At 53.1% G+C, this 20,580-nt stretch carries 20 protein-coding genes; 14 read left to right on the top strand and 6 right to left on the bottom strand.

From position 1 onward, the window contains the following. Window positions 1-46: 46 nt before the first annotated feature. Window positions 47-1,537: a polyphosphate:AMP phosphotransferase gene (gene pap / locus V0288_RS07130; RefSeq protein WP_332864364.1), complete on the bottom strand. Its 1,491-nt coding sequence runs from the start codon at window positions 1,535-1,537 to the stop codon at window positions 47-49. Window positions 1,538-1,672: 135 nt separating this feature from the next. Here pap and galE point away from each other — a divergent pair, with 135 nt between their 5' ends. Next, window positions 1,673-2,677, top strand: a complete 1,005-nt coding sequence (gene galE, locus V0288_RS07125) for a UDP-glucose 4-epimerase GalE (protein ID WP_332864363.1) — start codon at window positions 1,673-1,675, stop codon at window positions 2,675-2,677. A 126-nt stretch (window positions 2,678-2,803) separates the two neighbouring features. After that, window positions 2,804-3,229: a hypothetical protein gene (locus tag V0288_RS07120; protein WP_332864362.1), complete on the top strand. Its 426-nt coding sequence runs from the start codon at window positions 2,804-2,806 to the stop codon at window positions 3,227-3,229. Window positions 3,230-3,296: 67 nt separating this feature from the next. Here the strand turns inward: V0288_RS07120 and V0288_RS07115 are convergent, their stop codons facing one another. Next, the gene (locus tag V0288_RS07115) at window positions 3,297-4,178 is read right to left on the bottom strand and encodes an FkbM family methyltransferase (protein WP_332864361.1); all 882 of its coding nucleotides are present in this window, start codon (window positions 4,176-4,178) and stop codon (window positions 3,297-3,299) included. A gap of 305 nt (window positions 4,179-4,483) precedes the next feature. Between V0288_RS07115 and V0288_RS07110 the strand changes: the two genes are divergently transcribed. From V0288_RS07110 to V0288_RS07090, 5 genes are all read left to right on the top strand, one after another. Then, window positions 4,484-5,944: an MBOAT family O-acyltransferase gene (locus V0288_RS07110; RefSeq protein ID WP_332864360.1), complete on the top strand. Its 1,461-nt coding sequence runs from the start codon at window positions 4,484-4,486 to the stop codon at window positions 5,942-5,944. Between the two features lie 206 nt (window positions 5,945-6,150). Continuing rightward, window positions 6,151-7,611 carry an MBOAT family O-acyltransferase gene (locus tag V0288_RS07105; protein WP_332864359.1) on the top strand — a complete coding sequence of 487 codons (1,461 nt, stop codon included), beginning with the start codon at window positions 6,151-6,153 and terminating at the stop codon, window positions 7,609-7,611. A 14-nt stretch (window positions 7,612-7,625) separates the two neighbouring features. Then, a complete protein-coding gene (locus V0288_RS07100; protein WP_332864358.1) occupies window positions 7,626-8,594 on the top strand; it encodes a hypothetical protein in 969 nt (322 codons plus the stop codon). Window positions 8,595-8,598: 4 nt separating this feature from the next. Next, window positions 8,599-9,831 carry an NAD(P)/FAD-dependent oxidoreductase gene (locus V0288_RS07095; protein WP_332864357.1) on the top strand — a complete coding sequence of 411 codons (1,233 nt, stop codon included), beginning with the start codon at window positions 8,599-8,601 and terminating at the stop codon, window positions 9,829-9,831. Between the two features lie 15 nt (window positions 9,832-9,846). Beyond that, entirely contained in the window at window positions 9,847-10,740 is an 894-nt protein-coding gene (locus V0288_RS07090; protein WP_332864356.1) for a hypothetical protein, read from the top strand. An 80-nt stretch (window positions 10,741-10,820) separates the two neighbouring features. Here the strand turns inward: V0288_RS07090 and V0288_RS07085 are convergent, their stop codons facing one another. Continuing rightward, window positions 10,821-11,783, bottom strand: coding sequence for a phosphate ABC transporter substrate-binding protein (locus V0288_RS07085; protein WP_332864355.1), 963 nt, complete (start codon window positions 11,781-11,783; stop codon window positions 10,821-10,823). Window positions 11,784-12,142: 359 nt separating this feature from the next. Between V0288_RS07085 and gpmI the strand changes: the two genes are divergently transcribed. The 4 genes from gpmI to V0288_RS07065 all read left to right on the top strand — a co-directional run bounded on the left by gpmI (window position 12,143) and on the right by V0288_RS07065 (window position 15,927). Further along, window positions 12,143-13,741 carry a 2,3-bisphosphoglycerate-independent phosphoglycerate mutase gene (gene gpmI, locus V0288_RS07080; RefSeq protein WP_332864354.1) on the top strand — a complete coding sequence of 533 codons (1,599 nt, stop codon included), beginning with the start codon at window positions 12,143-12,145 and terminating at the stop codon, window positions 13,739-13,741. A gap of 23 nt (window positions 13,742-13,764) precedes the next feature. Continuing rightward, complete coding sequence (gene secG, locus V0288_RS07075) at window positions 13,765-13,998, top strand: preprotein translocase subunit SecG (RefSeq protein WP_332864353.1); 234 nt, start codon at window positions 13,765-13,767, stop codon at window positions 13,996-13,998. Window positions 13,999-14,000: 2 nt separating this feature from the next. Further along, complete coding sequence (locus V0288_RS07070; RefSeq protein WP_332864352.1) at window positions 14,001-14,705, top strand: peptidase; 705 nt, start codon at window positions 14,001-14,003, stop codon at window positions 14,703-14,705. A 196-nt stretch (window positions 14,706-14,901) separates the two neighbouring features. Beyond that, a complete protein-coding gene (locus V0288_RS07065; protein WP_332864351.1) occupies window positions 14,902-15,927 on the top strand; it encodes an ABC transporter permease in 1,026 nt (341 codons plus the stop codon). Window positions 15,928-16,029: 102 nt separating this feature from the next. On the opposite strand, the gene V0288_RS07060 is transcribed toward V0288_RS07065, so the two are convergent. After that, entirely contained in the window at window positions 16,030-16,947 is a 918-nt protein-coding gene (locus V0288_RS07060) for a glycosyltransferase family 2 protein (RefSeq protein WP_332864350.1), read from the bottom strand. 293 nt (window positions 16,948-17,240) lie between these two features. Here V0288_RS07060 and trpA point away from each other — a divergent pair, with 293 nt between their 5' ends. Both trpA and V0288_RS07050 read left to right on the top strand, forming a co-directional pair. Next, window positions 17,241-18,038 carry a tryptophan synthase subunit alpha gene (trpA, locus tag V0288_RS07055; RefSeq protein WP_332864349.1) on the top strand — a complete coding sequence of 266 codons (798 nt, stop codon included), beginning with the start codon at window positions 17,241-17,243 and terminating at the stop codon, window positions 18,036-18,038. A gap of 7 nt (window positions 18,039-18,045) precedes the next feature. Next, window positions 18,046-18,474: a DoxX family protein gene (locus V0288_RS07050; RefSeq protein WP_332864348.1), complete on the top strand. Its 429-nt coding sequence runs from the start codon at window positions 18,046-18,048 to the stop codon at window positions 18,472-18,474. Here the strand turns inward: V0288_RS07050 and V0288_RS07045 are convergent. Continuing rightward, entirely contained in the window at window positions 18,471-18,725 is a 255-nt protein-coding gene (locus V0288_RS07045; RefSeq protein ID WP_332864347.1) for a SemiSWEET transporter, read from the bottom strand. The two genes, V0288_RS07050 and V0288_RS07045, sit on opposite strands and share 4 nt — an antisense overlap. Between V0288_RS07045 and V0288_RS07040 the strand changes: the two genes are divergently transcribed. Next, on the top strand, window positions 18,712-18,891 hold the full coding sequence (locus V0288_RS07040; protein ID WP_332864346.1) for a hypothetical protein: 180 nt from the start codon (window positions 18,712-18,714) through the stop codon (window positions 18,889-18,891). The genes V0288_RS07045 and V0288_RS07040 overlap by 14 nt on opposite strands. Here V0288_RS07040 and V0288_RS25095 read toward each other — a convergent pair. Continuing rightward, window positions 18,888-20,360 (bottom strand): DUF3086 domain-containing protein, encoded by a 1,473-nt coding sequence (locus tag V0288_RS25095; protein ID WP_422661926.1) that lies wholly within the window; start codon window positions 20,358-20,360, stop codon window positions 18,888-18,890. The two genes, V0288_RS07040 and V0288_RS25095, sit on opposite strands and share 4 nt — an antisense overlap. Window positions 20,361-20,580: the final 220 nt, after the last annotated feature.

Below are 20,580 nucleotides of genomic sequence, written 5' to 3'. Positions count from 1 at the left end.
AGAACTCGGCTAGGCAAAATAAAGCCGAGTTCGGAAAGATCGATCGCTACTTCCGTTTCAAACGTTCCTCGATCGCAGTGCTAACCGTATCCAAAACCTTGAGACGGGCGAAATATTTATCATCTCCCGGAACGATCGTCCAGGGAGCCGTGGGGGTGCTAGTGCGGGCGATCATCTGATTGACCGCGACATAATAAAGATCGTGTTTGTCCCGATTGCGCCAATCCTCATCGGTGAGTTTGTGGGCGCGATAGGGATCGTTTTTGCGATCTTCAAAACGTCGTAATTGTTCTTCCGGACTGATATGAAGCCAGAATTTTACCAACACGTAACCCGCGTTCGTGAGTTGCGCTTCAAACTCGTTAATTTCCTGATAGGCGCGTCGCCATTCCGTCTCGTTCGCGAAACCCTCCACCCGTTCCACCAATACGCGGCCGTACCAACTACGATCGAAAATCCCGATCGATCTCGCCGAGGGCAATTTCCGCCAGAAACGCCAGAGATAATGATACTGAAAATCCTCGCTCGTCGGCGCGGCGAAAGCGGTCACTTGATAACTGCGAGGATCGAGCGTATCCGTTAAGCGTTTAATCGCCCCTCCCTTGCCGGCCGCGTCCCATCCCTCGAATAACACCAACACCGGGATATCGGCCTGAAAAATTTTTAATTGTAATTTTCTCAGTTCCACCTGTTCCGATCGCAGACGACTTTTATACTCCTCCTTCTCCAACCGCGCGCTTAAATCGACCCCGGCCAGAAAATCCGGTTCGGTGGGTTGCAGTTTTTCCTGGGGGGGTAATGAGGGAGGGGGCGCGCTCGGCAGTTTCTTGCGATCGAGCGCCTGCACGATCGTCGCCACCAACTGCGACAGTACCTTCACCCGCGCCCAACGCTCGCAATCCCCCTCCACCAGCGTCCAGGGGGCGTTTCCCGTACTGGTATAGGTTAGCATCTCCTCCGCGAGCGCCGAATACTCCCCGTAACGCTTGGCCTGTTGCCAATCCTCCGGACGCACGCGCCAGGATTCCAGTTCATCGGACGCGTACTTTTTCAGACGGCTTTTTAGTTCCTTTTGGCTCAGATGAATCCAGAATTTAGCGATCGCTACCCCGTCATCGGCTAATTGTCGCTCGAACGCGTTGATATCCCGCGTGACGAGGGGAATCGTTGTATCCGACACCCGATCGAACAGACGATCCTCTAACAGATGCGTGTACCAACTGTGGTAAAAAATGCCGAGACTGCCTTTCGGGGGGAGTTTCTGCCAGAAACGCCAGAGAAACGGATAACTTCGCTCTTGTGGCGACGGGGCCAGCACCGGATGCACGGCGAATCCCCGCGGGTCCATATAGTTAATCATTTTCCTAACGAGAGTTCCCTTGCCCGCGGCCGCCCATCCTTCCAAAACCACCACCACCGGTAATTTATATTCCCGACAGGACTGTTGTAGCGATCGCAATTGGCGCATCAGATCCTCGATCCGCGCCCGATAAATTTCTTTGTCTAAAGATACCGATAAATCTAGGGGACTTAACATGAAATTTCCGATGGCTGATGGAAAAATACGCTCGATCCAGACTCCGGGCGATCGATCTCCTCGACGGTCGAGGCGAAAAAGACGAGAAGTAAGGTATAAAGGTAGAGCAAGAAAGCTTTACTCGATCGAGGCGTGATGTCTCTAACAAAACCTACTATTCTCGTCACCGGCGGCGCGGGTTATATTGGCTCCCACGCGGTTCTCGCGCTCAAACGCTCCGGCTATTCCGTGATCGTACTCGATAATTTATCCTACGGTCATCCGGAGATCGTTAAGGATGTGTTAAAAGTCGAGTTAATCGTCGGCGACACGCGGGATCGATCGCTTCTCGACCATCTTTTCTCCACCCGCGAGATCGCCGCCGTCATGCACTTCGCCGCGTTTATCGCCGTGGGGGAATCGGTCGCCGAACCCGCCATGTACTATCAGAATAACGTCGGCGGAACCCTCACCCTACTCGAAGCCATGCTCGCTTTCGGGGTGAAAAAATTCGTCTTCTCCTCCACCTGCGCCATCTACGGCAACCCGAAAGAAGTCCCGATGACGGAAAACCACCCGCGCGATCCCCTCAGTCCCTACGCCGCGAGTAAGGATATGGTCGAGCGGATTCTCGCGGATTTCGATCCCGCCTACGGGTTAAAATCGGTCGCTTTCCGCTATTTCAACGCGTCCGGGGCCGATCCGAGCGGCGAACTCGGCGAAGATCACCAACCGGAAACCCATTTAATTCCCCTCGCCTTGTTAACCGCTCTCGGAAAACGGGAGTCTCTGTCCATTTTCGGCACCGATTACGAAACTCCGGACGGAACGGCGGTTCGCGATTACATTCACGTTAACGATCTGGCGATGGCGCACGTTCTCGGCTTGGAATACCTCTTGAACGGGGGAGCGAGCGACGTGTTCAACCTGGGCAACGGCAACGGTTTCTCGGTACGCGAGGTCATCGAGATGGCCCGACAGGTGACGGGAAAAGAGATCCCGGCGATCGAGAGCGCCCGGCGCCCCGGAGATGCCCCGATTCTCATCGGTAGTAGCGACAAAGCCAAACGCGTTCTCGGCTGGAATCCGGAATACGCGGACTTGAGAACGATCGTCTCCCACGCGTGGAACTGGCACCAGAAACGACACGCGACGAAGTGATCGATCGGGCCGGGGAGACGGGGAAACCCCGACTTCCGGCCCGATGTTGTATCTTAGCTATTTAGAAGGGATTCCCGATCGAACCCCGGTTCGGAATTTAACGCCATCCTCACGGAAAGAGAAAAGATGAATAATAGAGCGTTTTTATTCGTTTTAGGATTGACTTTTTTAACAAGTTGCGCGGAAACCAAAACCTTTCAATGTCAGAAAATTTATCGGATCGCCAACGAGGTAGCTAGAGAAACCAAATCCTTGACCGAGAACCAAAGTCAAAAAATCGATAAAAAAAGTTGGTTACTCGCGGCGGATAAAATCGAGAGCGGCGCGGAAAATATGAAAAAGTTAGAGGTGAACGATCCCGAACTGACCAAATATAAAGACTCTTTCGCCAGAGTCTATCAGGATTACGCCGACGCTACCCGCGAGATCATTCAAGTCTTCGATACACGCGACAAAAAAGCCGCTAGAGCGGCTCAAGAAAAAGTGAGAAAAGCCGGTCAATTAGAACAGGAAACCGGCGATTCCTTTAACGCGTATTGTAAGGGTCAGTAGGCTAGTTACCGTTAAAAACGGGGAGAGAAAATCGCTCGATCGAGTGAATCCCTCCCGATCGCTATTATCAGGTTCTAACCGCGTATAGGGTTCCCACGTTGTCACTGAGCGGGAGACGGGAGAAAATAGCGAATCCCGCTTTCTGTAGGTGCTTAACCAGGGGATCGGGGCCTTGTTTATGCCACTCCATCATGATAATTTTGATTTTCTCCAATTGACCGTTTTCGGCGAGAGAATCGAGAATCCCGTACTCGGAACCCTCGCAATCGATTTTCGCCACGATATCTTTATCGGGATGGGCGGCGAGAATACCGGTAAAGATCTCGCTGAACGGTTTAATCGGTAATTCCGCGCGGGCGATCGAACTCGAATCGGCCGATTTCCATAATTCATCGATCCCGGAAATTCCCACGCTTCCCTTCACCTTATAATCGTACTCGACGGTGATCGTTTCTTCCCGCGCTCCTACCCCGTAATCGAACGCTTTTATTTTCCCGGCTAATCGCGGATTCAGGGCGATATTTCGGAGCGCTTGCTCGTAAGTCGCTTTAAACGGTTCGTAAGAGTACACCACCTCTACATTCTGCCGGTTCGCGAAAAAGAGGCTGGCGAAACCGGTATTCATGCCGATATCGATCGCGACACAAGGCTTATCGTAGACAAAATTATAAATCCCTAACAGGAAAATCTCGTGAGCGATCTCTAATTCTTGTCCCGTCTCGATGATTAATCGCACCCCGTCGATATCGAGAATTAACTCTTCAGCGTCGCTAATCTCGAATCGAGCGTTTCCTGATTTTTTCAAAGCTTTCGCCTTGTTAGAAAGTTTAGCGTTCAATAAAAAATCTTGTTTGTCTTTCGTTAGATGTAGGGCGAACGGTTTATACAGGAGTTTGCCAGTTTTCGCGTCCAATTCTACCTGAGTTGGACTGATATTTTGCTCTACCAATCGGCTAGACCAGTAATTATCAGAGATGTGAGAATAATTTTTGAGTTTTCGATATGACTTATGAAATTCTAGCAGTCTTTGATAAAGCATTGATCGCTCTTCCTCGATTCTTTAGGATTGACAGGAACGAATTTACGGACAAGTTTGGCAAAGTTTGATACCCTTGTCAAGAAATTCAGCCTCCTCTATAATGTTTCCCCATTATCACCCCTTGACTCGGTTATCCCCATCGGGCTGACCGTACTCTAGGGTGGATTAACCGAGAGAAATCCCGATCAAACCTCACACGTTCAACACGGATAGCCTTGAATTACTCGGATTTTAGTTTTTGGTGGATATTATTCCTCTTCAGCGTACCTTTTTTAACAGTACGCTCTATCGCTAAGTCTCTCAACCTCTGGCGAGACATTTTCGATGGCGTGGGGCTGATGGTAGTCTCCTTACTCCTGTTTTTCTACGCCAGTCGAACCAGTTTCCTCATTTTCATCGTGGAACTGGTGTTCAATTACATAATGGTGTGGCTGGTGCTGAAATTGTCGGGGTGGCAAGCGAAACTCGCGGCCACGATCGTCATCGTTATTAACGTCGCCGTTCTCGCCTATTTTAAATATCTAGGGTTTTTCGTCCAGGAAATAATCGGTCGATTAACCGTTCTCCCCCCGAATTGGAAAGAAACCTTCCTCGTTCCCGTCCCCGATCGAATCCCGCCGGGGCTTTCTTTTTATACCTTCGAGATGATCGCCTTCGTGGTGGATTCCCTGGCGCTGAAGAAAAAGAAACCGATCGCCGTTCTCGAATACATCAACTTTATCGCCTTTTTCCCGAAAGTCGTCGCCGGCCCGATCGAGCGTCGCCGCGATCTATTACCCCAACTCTCCCCTTTCCGCTTGAAATTCACGGCGGAAAACTTCCAGAACGGAATGCGCTGGCTCTCGCTCGGTCTATTCATGAAATTCGTTCTCGCGGACAATCTAGCTATCTATATCGAACTCGATAAGATGGTCGATAACGCCTGGTATATCTGGTTCGAGGCCTTTCTCTTCACCCTGAGAATCTACTTTGACTTCGGGGGATACAGTTTTATCGCCGTCGGTCTCGCCTACTTCCTCGGGGTACGACTAACGGTTAACTTTCTCGCTCCCTATACCTCCCAGAGTATTAACGAGTTCTGGCGGCGCTGGCACATCACTCTCAGCACTTGGTTTCGGGACTACGTGTTCATTCCCCTGATGGGAGCGAACAAAAACTGGGCGCCCTTTTACCTATTCCTCACCTTTACCCTGTCCGGTTTCTGGCACGGGGCCTCCCTAAATTTCGTCGCCTGGGGAGCCTATCACGGGGCGTTACTGCTAATTCTCCGCTATCTGGGACGGCCTTTTTACGGTTTCGTGGGTCGATACGTGTCCCGTCCGCAGATCGTCTCCTGGGCGTTAACCTTTCTCTCGGTAATTTTCGGCTGTCTCTTTTTCATGGAAACCAATACCCGACGATTGCTGGGAAAATTAGCAACTCTCGCCCATCCCGCGAATTACTCCCTGGCTAATCTCGGGGAGATTTTCCATTCCTACAGTCTCAATCAAGGCTCCGTGTTAGCGCTCGCGTTAGGGATGGGGATTACCGTTCTCATTCTGGAACAAATAGCCATAAACCAAAAAAAATACGAGTATGACCTGCTGTTATCGCCTCGCTTATCGCCGATCTTACTCGGTCTAACGATTCTCCTCGCTTCTACCAGTAGCGGTAACTTTATTTATTTTGATTTTTAAGGAGGAAATCCCCCGATCGAATCGGGTTAAATCTGTACTTATTGACCGAAAAGGAGGGAATAATTGTCGTAACCTTGTCAAAAATAACTTCATCCTCTATAATTGCTATCCGTTATCAAATTTCTTGCCGCTCGCTCGGGGAAATTCTTCTTCTAGCCAGTGGCCGACCACCAGAAACCCTTGAATTTATCTAAAATCGAATCCTCGTGAATTACTCAGATTTTATTTTTTGGTGGATCTTAATTCTCTTTAGCGTTCCCTTCCTTACGGCGCGCCACGTCGCGAAGTCCCTCAACCTCTGGCGAGGGATTTTTGATAGCGTGGGGTTGATGGCGCTGTCGCTAATCCTGTTCTACTTCGCCAGTCGTACCAGTTTCACCGTGTTCATGGTGCAGTTGGTTTTCAACTACATCATGGTCTGGCTAGTGCTGAAACTGCCTTCCCGACAGGCCAATATCGTCGCCACGATCGTGATCGTCCTCGATATCGCGATCCTCGCGTACTTTAAATATTTCGGTTTCTTCGTGCAGGACGTGATCGGTCTCGTGGTGCCGATCCCCGAGAACTGGAAAGCGTTATCGCCGATTCCCGTCCCCGATCGCATCCCGCCGGGGGTATCCTTCTACACCTTCCAGATGGTCGCCTTCGTGGTGGACTCCCTGCGAGAAAAAAAGAAAAAACCCCTGGGCGTGATCGATTACGTGAACTTTATCTCCTTCTTCCCCCAGATCGTCGCGGGCCCGATCGAGCGTCGTCGCGACCTTCTCCCCCAGATGGAGTCCTTCCGCCTGAAATTCAGCGGGGAAAACTTCGAGAAAGGTCTACGCTGGCTCTCTCTCGGCCTCTTTATGAAATTCGTTCTCGCCGATAACCTCGCCCCCTACATCGAACTCGATAAGATGGTCGATAACGCCTGGTATATCTGGTTCGAGGCGTTTCTGTTCTCCCTGCGGATCTATTTCGATTTCGGCGGTTATAGTTTTATCGCCGTCGGCCTGGCCTATTTCGTCGGGGTTCGCCTGGAACTCAACTTCCTCGCCCCCTATATGTCCCAGAGCATCAACGAGTTCTGGCGACGCTGGCACATCACCCTTAGTACCTGGTTTCGCGATTACGTCTTTCTCCCGCTCATGGGTTCTAATAAAAACTGGGCCCCCTTCTACCTGTTTATCACCTTCACCCTCTCCGGTTTCTGGCACGGTGCGGCCTGGAACTTCATCCTCTGGGGAGCCTACCACGGGGCGTTACTGCTCATCTTGCGCTACTTCGGGCGACCTTTTTACGGGTTCGTCGGTAAGTACGTGTCGCGGCCGCAGGTGGTATCCTGGGCGTTAACGCAGTTAGCGGTGATTCTCGGCTGTCTCTTTTTCATGGAAATCAATACCCGGAGACTGATCGGTAAGGTGATGATCCTATTGAATCCTTTTAATTACTCTCTCGGCAATATCGGGGAAATTTTTACTTCCTATACTCTCAATCAAGGAGCCGTTTTAACGTTCACCCTAGTTCTCGGCATTATCGTTCTGATCCTGGAACATCTCGCCGTGGCTAACAAGAAACCCGAATACGAACTCCTTCTCTCCCCGTGGGTATCGCGAACCTTACTCGGATTAACCATCCTGCTCGCGTCCACGAATACCGGCGATTTTATCTATTTTGAATTCTAACGAGCGGAGCTTGTATGAGTAAATCCTTTAACATTTTTCCCTGGTTAGCCTCCGTCGGGATCGCTTGGTCGCTGGGATTCGTCTATAACGTGATTTACGGTGGCGATCTCAGTTGGTTGAGAATGATGTACCGGGAGAAAGAAGCGATCGCCGCCTCGATTCAAGGCCCCCATCGCCTGATCGTCACCGCGGGATCGGGAGCGCACTACAGCATCAATTCCGATCTCATGCAGAAAGAACTCGGTATCCCGGTGGTCAACTTCGGTTTACAGGGCGATATCGGACTCAACGTGATCTCCGCCATGATCCTCGAACAAGCCCGACCGGGAGACACGATCCTGCTGATTCCCGAATATCTCATGCTGATGGACGAGGACGGCTTCGGACGGGGCGAGGGGTTATGGGGTTCGGCTCCTTTCGGGATCGCGATCGGCCAACCGGGATTGGGCGGGGTTCCCCCGAAAACGATGATCGAGGATACCTGGCTCCTCGGAATCCCCGGAATGCGCGCGCTGACCAAATCCACCGTCGATCTTTTTACCAAGGGCCGGATGACCGGTTATCTTTCCGACCCGATCACCGATAAGGGCGATCCCACCGTGGTCAAGGAACGTACCGGCAAATGGTGGAAACTCGGTTTCCAAACCCCCGCTTCCCCCCACTGTCTGGAGGTGATCGCCAAACTACGGAAAGATCTCGAAGCGAAAGGAGCGAACCTGATCGTCGCCCTGCCCTGGGTTTACGCCCATACCGATCCGAAAACGGTAGCCAGTATCCGGAAATCCGCGGAGGAGCTAGAAAAAATCGTCCCGACGATCTATGACAAACAGACGTTAAATATCCAGTCGGATTCTAGCCTGTTCGCCGACACGCACTACCATCTCTTGCCCCCGGCCCGGATTACCCGTAGCCGGCAGTTAATTTCCGAACTCAAGCCGCTCCTGTCCGCGACGAAGACCGTTACCCCACAACCGGAAAAATAATCCCATGCATCAAGAACCGATCGAGATCTGTATCGTGGGTGGCGGGTTCGGGGGGCTATACACCGCGCTCTCCCTGAGCGGTCGCCCCGCCGTCCGTTCGGGACAGTGGCGGATCACCCTGATCGAACCGAAGGATCATTTTCTCTTTACCCCGCTGTTATACGAACTGATCACCGGGGAACTGCAACGCTGGGAGATCGCGCCCTCCTACCGACAACTGTTGGCGGGAACGAAAATCCGTTGGGAAAACCGCGCTTGTCGGGCGATCGATTTCCCGAACCGTCAAGTTCGCCTGGATGACGGCGAGAGCGTTCGCTATGACTATCTCGTGCTGGCCGCGGGAACCCGGAACCGGATTCCCGCGATCGAGGGACTGGCCGAACACGCGCTCACCTTCCGGAGTTTAGAGGACGTGGAACGCTTGCAAAACACGCTCCACCTATTGGAAACCGAGACGAGAGCGCCCGCGCGGGTGGCCGTGATCGGCGGCGGCCCCAACGGGGTCGAGTTAGCCTGTAAGGTGGCCGATCGATTGGGTGATCGGGGAAAAGTTACGTTAATCGAGCGCAATTCGGAAATTTTATTAAATTTCTCGAAAGGGGTACGCGTGGCTTCCTATCGCTCTCTATTGGCGAGAGATATTACGCTTTACCTGAACACGGCGCTGGAAAAGGTGACGGCGAACTCGATCGTCGCGGTCAAGGGCGATATCCGGGAGATCCTCGACGCGGATCTGGTGATCTGGACGGCCGGAACCGAGGCGCGGGACTGGATCGCGGCGATCGATCGCCCGAAAAACGATCGGGGTCAACTTTTCGTCCGGCCGACCCTGCAATTACTCGACGATCCGGAAGTGTTCGCCGTGGGAGATATAGCGGAGATCTACGGGGGGAAACAGCGGATTCCCGCGACCGCGCAGGCCGCCTATCAAGCCTCGGCGATCGTCGCGAGCAATCTCGTCGGAGCGATCGAGAAGCGATCGCTGAAAACCTATCGTTACCTGCATCTGGGGGATATGCTCACCCTCGGACGGAAACGGGCGCTCGTCTCCAGTTTCGGACTGAATATCGGGGGAAGATTGGCGGATATCACGCGAAGATTCGTGTATATTTTGCGTTTGCCCACGAAGCGCCAGAAAATTAAGGTTTTACAGCATTGGCTGAAAAATATCCTTCTCAAATTCCGCTACAAACGCGGGATCTCCCGACAACCGATCGAATCTAGAAACCTTCGTTAGTGTTCCCGAAAACCCATGAAAAAATTTATTAGTAATTTCATCGCTCGTTTCCAATCGGTTCAAGATAACTTGAGCGTGATTCGTCAGTTAAATAAAGATCACCTGAAGTATCAAAAATCTCTCGGGGAACTACAGATCGATAACTTTCTCCAAGAGCATCTCTATCATAATCCCAAATACGCCGATTCCCGCAAACTCACCCGTTACGAACAGAAAGTATTCTCTCAGGGGGGCGAGGACGGGATTATTAGCGAGATCTTCCAGCGGATCGGCACTACCAATCAATTTTTCGTGGAATTCGGGGTCGGGAACGGATTGGAAAATAATACCGCGTACCTGTTAATCAAAGGATGGAAAGGCTACTGGATCGAGGGAAGCCCGAAGTTTTGTAAGAGTATTCAATCGTCGTTTTCCGAACAGATCGAATCGGGACAATTAACCCTAAAAAACACGTTTATTACCGCCGAAAATATCGAGTCATTATTTCAAGAGGGATCGGTGCCGATCGAGATGGATTTACTCTCGATCGATATCGACGGTAACGATTACTGGGTCTGGCAGGCGATCGCCAACTACCGCCCTCGGGTCGTCATCCTCGAATATAACGCCATCTATCCCCCGGAATGCGCTTGGGTGATGCAATACAACCCGGAACATCAATGGAAATACGACAGTTACATGGGCGCGAGTCTCAAGGCGCTGGAAAAACTCGGCTGGCAAAAAGGCTATCGATTGGTCAACTGTACTTTCGCGGGAGTGAACGCGTTCTTCGTGCGCGAGGATCTAGTCGGCGATCGCTTCTGTGAACCCTACACCGCGGAACACCACTACGAACCCCCCCGCTATTACCTCCACGCCAAAAAAGGCGGCCATCCCCGCGCCTTCGGGAAATTTAAAACGATCGAGTGAGACAAAAGGCAGGAGGTGAGGGAGGGTAAAGGGGAAAAGAGTCAGAAAGCTCTTTTCCCTTGCCCTTTTCCCCGAAAAAACTACTGTAAATCTTCGTTTCCCCGGAGAATCACCTCCTGCCCCTCGCGGGAGATAGCGAAGCCGAGAAAAGCTTTCACGGCTTCATTGGCGGGTTCTTTATACACGTAATAGAGAGTTCGCTGGAACGGATAATTCGGATCGCCGGGGGGGATACCGTCGATCGAGATCGTCCTCACGGTCTTTTGCTTCTCCACTTGAGCGTAGGTCGCGTAACCGATACCGTCGAGGCCGAGTTCTCGCAGGATCGGCGTGGTCGCGTCCCGTGGCATGGTGACGAAATTCGGCCCCGTCCCGAATTCCGCGCCCCCTAAAACCTCGCTTCGGAAAGTTTGATAGGTTCCACTGCCCGCGGGACGGTTGATCACCCGGATTTCGGTCGGAGATCCCCCCACTTCCGACCATTTCGTGGTTTTTCCCGTGAAAATGTCTTTCACCTGTGCCGCGGTAAGTTTCCCCGAAAACGGGTTTCGCGCGCCGATCGCGATGGCGATCGAATCGCGGACGATCGGCGTGGCGACCAATCCTCGCGCGATTTCCGCTTCCGTCAGGGGCCGGGAGATCGCGGCGATATCGATCGAGCCGTCGCTCACTCGCTCGATTCCTTTATCACTCCCTCTTCCGTTTGTCAATACGGAAACCCCCGCGTATTTTCGCTCGATCGCCTGTTTTAAAGCGCTATTAATCTGTACCATACTCGTCGAGCCATCCACGCGAATTTTCGTGCCGCTCGGAATCTCGGTCGGGACGGGAAACGTGGCCACCTCTCGCGGGGACGGTGGGGGGGGTAACGGCGAGGAAACGGGGGAAGATGGCGCGGGAGTCCGGCTCGAAGCGCCCCCGCAAAGGAAAAAGGAACCGCCGGAAGTACACCGATTTTTTAGCAGGAGAAAACCGCCGCCCAGAACGGCCCCGGTGGTGAGAAGGGCCACTAATAAAGGAATCGTTTCGTTTTTGGAAGACATAAAAGCTCGCGGTTGATTCAGGAGATAGGTAGATATACGAAATTCACGCCTAAAGAAGTTAGGAAGAAAAATCAAGAAGTTTAGATTTTAAAACGGGATACAATACCGGTTTATCTCCTTGAACTCTAATTTTTCGAGCTTATAACCTGTCGTCCGGCAAAGGGTACTAGCATTTTCCTCAAGTTTATCGGGGCGGAAACGAGGATGGCAAGCGTTCGATCGAGTTCGGGTCGGGAAGCGTGGTTTTTCGAGAGATCGGTGACATTTCGCCAGACTACGAACGGGGAATCATGATCGATTTCAAAGTTCGGTGGTATTATCTTAATGCGTGGAAATCCAATATTGATAGGACTATTATCATGACCCAAGCACCTGTATCGCCCGTGGTGCTAGTTATTCTAGATGGTTGGGGTTATCGCCCGCAACGATCGGCCAACGCGATCGCCATGGCCAAAACCCCCGTGATGGACAGTCTCTGGGAAGTGTACCCGCGAACGTTGATCCGCACTTCCGCGAGAGATGTCGGTCTTCCCGACGGGCAGATGGGGAATTCAGAGGTCGGACACCTGAATATCGGCGCGGGGCGTGTCGTCCCCCAGGAATTGGTCAGGATTTCCGACGCGATCGAGGATGGCTCGCTGTTTCAAAACCCCGCGCTCGTGGGGGTGTGCGAGGAAGTCCGTTCTAGAGGCGGCAAATTACACCTGATCGGCCTGTGTTCGGAGGGGGGCGTTCACTCCCATCTCGATCATCTCCTCGGTCTGTTAGATCTCGCGAAACTACAGGGCGTTGCCGATGTCTGCGTTCACGCGATCACCGACGGTCGCGATACTCCCGTTACCGACGGTCTCCCGGCGATCGAGCGAATTCAAGAACATATCGCGAAAATCGGCACCGGACGCATCGTTACCCTGAGCGGTCGCTATTACGCGATGGATCGCGATAAACGCTGGGATAGGGTAGAAAAAGCGTACCGGGTTATGACGAGCGACGATAATATCGACGGAAGACCGATTACCGAAGTTTTACAGGCTTTTTACGACCAGAATATCACCGATGAATTTATCCCGCCCACTCGCATCGAAAAAGGGGCGATCGAGCCGGGAGACGGGGTGATTTTCTACAATTTCCGGCCCGATCGAGCCAGACAGTTATGTTACGCGCTCACCGATCCCGATTTCGACGAGTTCGATCGAGATCTGATCGTTCCCCTCAGTTTCGTCACTTTCACCCAATACGACGCGAGATTACGGGTTAAAGTCGCGTTCGCGCCGCAGAATCTCGATAATATTCTCGGCGAGGTGGTCGCGCGCGCCGGATTATTGCAGTTCCGTTGCGCGGAAACGGAAAAATATCCCCACGTTACCTACTTTTTTAACGGTGGTTTAGAGAAGCCTTTCGAGGGAGAGGATCGGGAATTAATCCAGAGTCCGATGGTCGCCACCTACGATCTCGCGCCCGCCATGTCCGCGGACGCGGTGACGGACGCGGTGACGAAAGCGATCGAGAAAGGGATCTATTCCCTAGTGGTGGTGAATTACGCGAACCCCGATATGGTGGGACACACGGGCTTTCTGGACGCGGCTATCCGGGCGATCGAGACGGTCGATCGATGTTTGGGCCGTTTATTGGCCAGTGTCAATAAAATGGGCGGTACGGTGTTAATTACCGCCGATCACGGCAACGCGGAGACGATGAGCGACGAGGAGGGCAATCCCTGGACGGCGCACACGACGAATCCCGTCCCGTTGATCCTGATCGAGGGAGAAGGCCGAAAAATCCCCGGCCACGGTGGCGATGTGAAATTGCGCGACGACGGCCGGTTAGCGGATATCGCGCCGACGATCCTGGAAATTTTACAACTTCCCCAGCCGGAAGAAATGACCGGTCGATCGCTCATCCAACCTTCGGAATTGGAACTCAAAACCAGTCGCACACCTGTTAGGATCTCTTTATAAGTAGGACGAAGAGACGAATTATCATGACGATCGTGCAACTCGTACAAATTATCTGGGCGATTTCGGCGGCTTTTCTCGTCGTTTTAGTCTTGTTACACAGTCCCAAGGGAGACGGCATCGGTGGCATCGGCGGCCAAGCGCAGTTATTCACCAGCGCGAAAACCGCCGAAAAAACGCTCAATCAGGTGACATGGGCGTTAGGAACGACCTTTATCGCCCTGACGATCGTTCTCAGCGCGGGCTGGTTGGCTCGGTAAGGATGAAAAAAAAGCTTTTTTCTGATTTTCTCCTTGTAGGACTCGCCACGATCGCGAGTCTTTTCATTTTCTCCATCGCCACCCGCTCGATCGGCGAATCTCTACCCCCCTCGCGGGTTCACCCGTTACCCGCGACGCTGGCGAGTTGGCGCGATACCGAAAATCGCGGGGATTATTTCGACGCGCTGGAAAAAAGCGAGGTGGGGGCGCTGGTGTGGTCGCGCTTTCCGGTGACGGTATATACGCGCTCCGATCGACCCGCGTGGGTAGAATTGGTTCGGGGGGCGATCGGCGAGTGGAATCGCTATCTCCCGCTACAGGAAGTCAGTCAACCGGAAAGTGCCGATATCGTCATCGCGCGCGAGTTTCCCCCCTCCGGAGTCCGTTTCAATCCGGAAACCCGGAAGTTAGAGATCCCCAGGGTTCGATCGGCTGTAACACAATACGAGATTTTTGTCAAGGATAATTTCTTGCATCATCGCATGACAGTAAAGATCAGCCCGAATTTGAGCGATCCCTCGGCACTCTCGGCGATCCGTCACGAATTCGGTCACGCGCTGGGAATCTGGGGTCACAGTCCCGCGGAAACGGACGTGATGTATTTTTCCCAAACCCGCGATATCCCCTCGATTTCCCCGCGAGACGTGAACACTTTAAAAAAGGTCTACGAACAGGCCACGCGATTGGGTTGGGAGATGGGGAGATGAGGGAGATTGTTCGGGGAAAAGGGGAAGGGGAAAAGGGAAAAGAGCTTTCTTACTCTTTTCACCTTTACCCTTTCACCTTTTCCCTGCCTCACCTCCTAACTCCTGACTCCTGCCTCCTAAGCGCGAAAAGTCTTGTGAAGGGAAAAGATTCCCTCTATACTCTGGCGTAAGAGATCTCTACCGCGTCTAATCTTTCATGTCCCGTCGTTCGGCCCTGCAATCCTACCTGATCGTTCGTTGCCTACTCGCCCCCTTAATGTTGTGGACGATCGTGACCGTCGTTTTCCTGTTGATGCGGGTAGCTCCCGGCGATCCCACCGACGCGATTTTAGGCAACCGCGCGCCCGAAAGTGCCAAAAATGCCCTGAGAGAGCAATTAGGGCTAAATAAGCCCCTATTTCTCCAGTATATAGATTATATTTTTAGCCTCCTGCGCCTCGATCTCGGTTCCTCCCTGACCAGTAAAGGGGTCACGGTTTGGGAGATTATCGGCAAACATTTTCCCGCCACCGTCGAACTGTCCTTTTACGGGATGTTGATCGCCGTGGCGATCGGTATCGGTCTCGGCATTCTAACCGCGTCCCGTCCCGGTACCCGTCTTGACGCGGGGGGTCGTCTCTTCAGTTTGATTACCTATTCCCTGCCGATTTTTTGGGTCGGGATGCTTTTTCAGTTGATTTTCGCCGTACAATTGCGCTGGTTCCCGTTAGGAACCCGTTTTCCCCTCGATGACACCCCGCCCGAGTCCTTCACGGGTCTATACACGATCGATAGTATCCTGGCTCTACAGCCAGAAAAATTCCTCACCGCGCTTTACTATCTCGCCCTACCCAGTTTCACGTTAGGACTTCTATTAAGCGGGATTTTCGAGCGGATGGTTCGGGTCAATCTCCAACAAACCCTACAGGCGGACTACGTGGACGCGGCCAGAGCGAGAGGAATCCCCGAAAAAACAATTCTCATCGCCCACGCCTTAAAAAACGCCCTAATTCCCGTGATAACCGTTTTAGGTTTAACCTTCGCCACTCTTTTAGGGGGGGCGGTACTGACGGAAGTAACCTTTTCCTGGCCGGGTTTGGGAAACCAACTGTACCGGGCGATCTCGTTACGGGATTACCCGACGGTACAGGGATTGATGGCCTTTTTCGCGGCGATCGTCGTTTTCGCCAGTATTCTCATCGACGCGATCAACGCTTATATCGATCCCCGTGTCCGTTATTAAGAAAGTCAGGAGGAGAGGGTAAAGGGTAAAGGTGAAGGACTGAAACGTAGTTTTCCACCTTTTCCCCCAAAAATCCCCCATCTCCCGATCTCCCCGTCCCCTTCACTCCGACTCGCGGTTTCTCGTGGAAACGAGTTTTGTCTCGGAAGACGTGGAAAGTCGATTTTTTTTGCCGTTTAAACGTTCGATCGGTTCCAGGGGAGTCGGGAGTCCCTGTTGCATTTCCTCGACTTTCAGCAGGATTAAATACTCGTAAAAAGCCTGTAACGTACACCAGGCGAAACCGGCGCGACCGTCTAGAATGCCACCGAGGATGAAGTACATATACAGCCATCTCAGCAGGGGACGGAAAGGCAAGCGTAACGAGAGATCTTTGAGGGCCCTCCGTCTCTCGACTTCCGATCGACCGAGGAACAACCGCGTCCAACTCACGTCCCCGGTGGCTAACTGATGGAGGGTTTCGGCGGCCTCGTCGCTCGAATAACGATTGTGTTTCTCTATCCAGCGGCTTAATCCCTTACTACAGGTATAGTGGGGGTAGGTTTCCTTCAAAAACGACGTTTTTCCCTCGCATACCTCCCTTTCCGTGTGACCGTAATCGGTAAACCAAACCTTGCCCTTTTGGAATAAACGCATCTGGTAGCGGGGGTATTGGGTACTCCGACGAATCCAGGTTCCCATGAAGATCACCCGCTCGGCCGCGTAAAAACCGATCGCCTCCTGTTGTCGGGTCGCCTGTAGACATTCCGCGTACAGTTCGGGAGTCATGCGTTCATCGGCTTCCAGCAGATACACCCAATCGTGTTTGGTCGGGATATTCTCCAGCATCCACGTCCTTTGTTTCCCGTGGCTCTCGAATTTGTGTTGGATGACGCGAACCGGGTAGCGGGACGCGATCTCGACCGTTCGATCGTCGCTAAAGGAATCCACCACGATCACATCGTCGGACAGCAGGGCCGATTCGATGCAATCGGCGATATCGATTTCTTCATTATGGGTCAGGATATAAATCGAGAGCATAGGGATAAGGGGTTTTTTATGATACGGTCTTCGGAATCGGGAATCTGGAGAGGGAAGTAAATCAATTTTGTACCATAGATAGAGGAGATGGGAAGTTATGCCGTAATTAATCCGATCGAGCGATCGGGCTAGAGAAAATCGCGCTTATTTTACCGCTGATTCGCCGATAACTCTAGATATTGTTTAGAATTTCTTTAGGTCTTGTCGATTTCTGTCGCGAGAGAGGGTAGGTGCGCCGTTCCGAGACGTGAGATAATAGTCTATTCCTGTCATCGCCCTTCCTGGTTGAGTTAATGACTTCTGTTTCCGACTGTTTCCGTACCCTCCGTCAACGGGGGGAATGCGCCCTGATCCCGTTCCTGACCGCGGGAGATCCCGATCTAGAGACGACGGCTAAAGCTTTGCGGGTTCTCGATCGAGCGGGCGCGGACCTGATCGAACTCGGCGTTCCCTACTCCGATCCCCTCGCCGACGGACCCGTGATCCAGGCCGCGGCCACCCGCGCGCTCGCTCGGGGAGTGAAATTAGAACAGGTTTTGGAAATCGCCCGCGACGCGAAAAACGAGATAAAAGCGCCGATTATTCTCTTTACCTACTACAATCCCATTCACTATCGGGGGATCGAAGCCTTTCTCGATCTGGTCGCGGCCGCCGGGGTGCGGGGGCTAGTGGTTCCCGATCTCCCGCTAGAGGAGGCGGCCAATCTTCTCGAACCAGCCGACGAACGCGGGATCGAGGTAACGTTGTTAATCGCCCCCACCAGCCCGATCGAGCGTATCGAGGCGATCGCCCGGCAATCGCGGGGGTTTATCTACCTCGTCAGTGTTACCGGCGTGACGGGAACCCGAGCGAGCGTGGCCACGAGAGTCGAGGGATTGCTCGATTCTATCCGTTCCGTGACCGATAAGCCGATCGGGGTAGGATTCGGCATTTCCGGCCCCGAACAAGCCCTACAGGTCAAAAAATGGGGCGCGGACGCGGTGATTGTCGGTAGTGCCATCGTCAAACGTCTGGCGGAAAATTCTCCCGCTCAGGGATTACAATCGATCGAGCGTTTTTGTCGCGACCTCAAATCGACGATCGTTGCCTGATGGCGTTATGAATAACTACACTTCCCTTTTCGGTCGGATTTTCCTCTCGGCGATCTTCCTCAAATCGGGTTGGGATAAATTGCTCGATCCGAATTCGACCGTACAGTACATGAGCGCGAAAGGAATCCCCTTCGCGAATATTCTCATCATCCCGACGATCGGGGTGCTACTAGCCGGGGGCTTATCGGTATTACTCGGGTATAAAGCCAAATTAGGAGCCTGGTTACTGATCGGTTTCCTCGTTCCCGCGACGTTGATCTTCCATACCCGGTTTCCGGAAGAAGAGATCGATTTTTTGAAAAATCTCGGTTTGATGGGCGGCCTGTTAACGCTCGTCACTTACGGCGCGGGTAAATGGAGTTTGGATAGAAGAACTAAGCCCCAATATCGATCGCTCAAAGATTCTCCCCTCACCGCCGATCCCTGGGACGATTAACCGTATTTGAGCTTGAAATAGAGAATCGTTCCCGCGAGTAAGAACGTGAAACTATTGGCGATCACGATCGGTCGGCTCCCCACACAAAAGCCGTAGATAATCCACAGGAAAACCCCCGCGCAGAAAACGAGAAACATCGACAGCGAGAGGTCTTTCGCCGATCGCTCCCGCCACGTTTTCACCACCTGCGGCAGAAAAGAAAGGGTGGTCAAGGTTCCGGCCACGATGCCGATCGCGTTGACAATATCCATAGACCTCTGGCAGACATCAAAAATCTCTCGTCGGGACAGGAGTCAGGAGTCAGGAGTCAGGAGTCAGGAGTCAGGAGTCAGGAGGCAGGAGACAGGAGTCAGGAGGCAGGAGACAGGAGACGGTATAGAATTTCTTACCTCCCCATCTCCCCATCTCCTGCCCTAATACCAATAACTCGAACCCTGCTGGGGATCGGGGGTGAAAGCGAGCCAGTAGGGGAATTGAAGGAGGGCGAAATTCAGGCGTTCCTCGGTGTCATCGATAATGATTAGAGGGGAGAAACCTTCCTCGATCAATCGATCGGCCCGTTGGATCAATGCCTCCGGGGACTCGAACAGAACCACGCCGCGATCGGGTCCGAAATCGGCGCGGGAGATGCCCAGACAATCCTGTAATCCCCGTCGCCATTCTCCTAAGCGTTCGGGACTGTTGGCGAGAACGAGAGAACGGAAGCGATCGCCTTGCAGTTCCGCGAGAACGGAAATAATGGCCGAAGCCACGAGAATATTCTGTAAGCGGCTACCCATGCCGCGGATCGCGCCCCGGCCTCCCTGTTTGAAGAACCACTGTTGCACGCGTTCGGCGTGAATCGGCTCGAAAGTGCGCCGTAATTGCCACGGGGGGCCGTAGTAATCGGGACGGGTACGATAGCGATCGAGTAACGCCTGAATTCTCTGTTTCTGGTCTTGGAATCCCCGTTCCGGCGCGCCCGTCCGCGCGGGTTCCGCCTCGTAGTTCGATCGACCCGATCTGCCCGTATCTTCACCGGGACGGTAGGAACGCGATTCCCCGCGCTCGCGGTTCGGTCGTTCGCTCTCCTCGCGCGATCGGTAAGAACGGGGGGTGAAATCGCTCCGATTCCGGGATTCGCTCTCTTCACTAGAGCGGTAGGAACGGGGTTCGCCGGGTTGTCTCGCCGGTCGCTCGCTCTCTTCACTAGAGCGGTAGGAGCGGGGTTCGGTTCGGTTCCGTTGTTCGCTCTCTTCACTAGAGCGGTAGGAACGGGGTTCGGTTCGGCTCGTTCTTTCCCCGTCTTCTCCGGAACGGTAGGAACGGGGGGAAACGGTTTCCGACGGGATCGGTGGACGGGGCGATCGATCGCCCTCGAAACGGGAGAGTTCTAACTGTTCGGCGGCGGCCGCTAGATCCTGTAAACTACCGACCAGATAATCTTTAAATCCCTGTACCCGAACCGCGAGATCCTGAGAGACTCCCGCGAAAGAGGTTCGCATTTCCTGACGGATTCGCTCTCTTCGGCGTTCTAACTGTTCGATCGAGGCTTCTAACGTCTGTTTTCGTCCTTCCAGTTCCTTCACCCCCTCCCCGATCATCCGCTCGATGTGCGCCTTGATATCCGCCACGTCTTCGGCGATTAACCGCTCTTTTTCCGCTTTCAAAGCGGCGATCTCGGCGATCAGGGTCTGTTTCTGGCTCTCTAGATCCGCGATTTCCCCTCGCGCCGTTTCTACTTCCGGCGGGGGAACCGGTTCGTCCGTAGCCGCGTTCTCGGGTTCGTCAGCTTTTTCCGCGGGCTTATCATCCCAAAGCTCGTCGAAAGTGAAAGGGTCGGCGAGAGATTCCACGGGTTCTGACGGCATTTTCGGGGGTAAAACGTTAAAGTCTTCTGAAGTCATCGGATTTAGTAGACGAGGATCGAAAACAGGGGGAATCGGCGATCGATACCTATCGGCTCGATCCATTCTATCCTACTCCCGGTAGGTAATCCGTGAAGCGCGGGATTGAGTTGTCGGGTGTCGGGAGTCAGGAGTCAGGAGTCAGGAGTCAGGAGTCAGGAGTCAGGAGTCAGGAGTCGGGAGTCGGGAGTCAGGAGTCGGGAGTCGGGAGTCAGGAGTC

The sequence above is a fragment of the Pannus brasiliensis CCIBt3594 genome (assembly GCF_036688125.1).
Classification (GTDB): domain Bacteria; phylum Cyanobacteriota; class Cyanobacteriia; order Cyanobacteriales; family Microcystaceae; genus Pannus; species Pannus brasiliensis.
The sequence above is the reverse complement of the archived record's forward strand: the minus strand, read 5'-3'. Positions and strand labels throughout refer to the sequence as shown.

Bases quoted from the DNA above. Each gene is read 5' to 3' on its own strand.
- pap (WP_332864364.1), bottom strand. From the start codon at position 1,537: ATGTTAAGTCCCCTAGATTTATCGGTATCTTTAGACAAAGAAATTTAT.
- galE (WP_332864363.1), top strand. From the start codon at position 1,673: ATGTCTCTAACAAAACCTACTATTCTCGTCACCGGCGGCGCGGGTTAT.
- V0288_RS07120 (WP_332864362.1), top strand. From the start codon at position 2,804: ATGAATAATAGAGCGTTTTTATTCGTTTTAGGATTGACTTTTTTAACA.
- V0288_RS07100 (WP_332864358.1), top strand. From the start codon at position 7,626: ATGAGTAAATCCTTTAACATTTTTCCCTGGTTAGCCTCCGTCGGGATC.
- V0288_RS07095 (WP_332864357.1), top strand. From the start codon at position 8,599: ATGCATCAAGAACCGATCGAGATCTGTATCGTGGGTGGCGGGTTCGGG.
- V0288_RS07090 (WP_332864356.1), top strand. From the start codon at position 9,847: ATGAAAAAATTTATTAGTAATTTCATCGCTCGTTTCCAATCGGTTCAA.
- V0288_RS07085 (WP_332864355.1), bottom strand. From the start codon at position 11,783: ATGTCTTCCAAAAACGAAACGATTCCTTTATTAGTGGCCCTTCTCACC.
- gpmI (WP_332864354.1), top strand. From the start codon at position 12,143: ATGACCCAAGCACCTGTATCGCCCGTGGTGCTAGTTATTCTAGATGGT.
- secG (WP_332864353.1), top strand. From the start codon at position 13,765: ATGACGATCGTGCAACTCGTACAAATTATCTGGGCGATTTCGGCGGCT.
- V0288_RS07070 (WP_332864352.1), top strand. From the start codon at position 14,001: ATGAAAAAAAAGCTTTTTTCTGATTTTCTCCTTGTAGGACTCGCCACG.
- V0288_RS07065 (WP_332864351.1), top strand. From the start codon at position 14,902: ATGTCCCGTCGTTCGGCCCTGCAATCCTACCTGATCGTTCGTTGCCTA.
- V0288_RS07060 (WP_332864350.1), bottom strand. From the start codon at position 16,947: ATGCTCTCGATTTATATCCTGACCCATAATGAAGAAATCGATATCGCC.
- trpA (WP_332864349.1), top strand. From the start codon at position 17,241: ATGACTTCTGTTTCCGACTGTTTCCGTACCCTCCGTCAACGGGGGGAA.
- V0288_RS07050 (WP_332864348.1), top strand. From the start codon at position 18,046: ATGAATAACTACACTTCCCTTTTCGGTCGGATTTTCCTCTCGGCGATC.
- V0288_RS07045 (WP_332864347.1), bottom strand. From the start codon at position 18,725: ATGGATATTGTCAACGCGATCGGCATCGTGGCCGGAACCTTGACCACC.
- V0288_RS25095 (WP_422661926.1), bottom strand. From the start codon at position 20,360: ATGACTTCAGAAGACTTTAACGTTTTACCCCCGAAAATGCCGTCAGAA.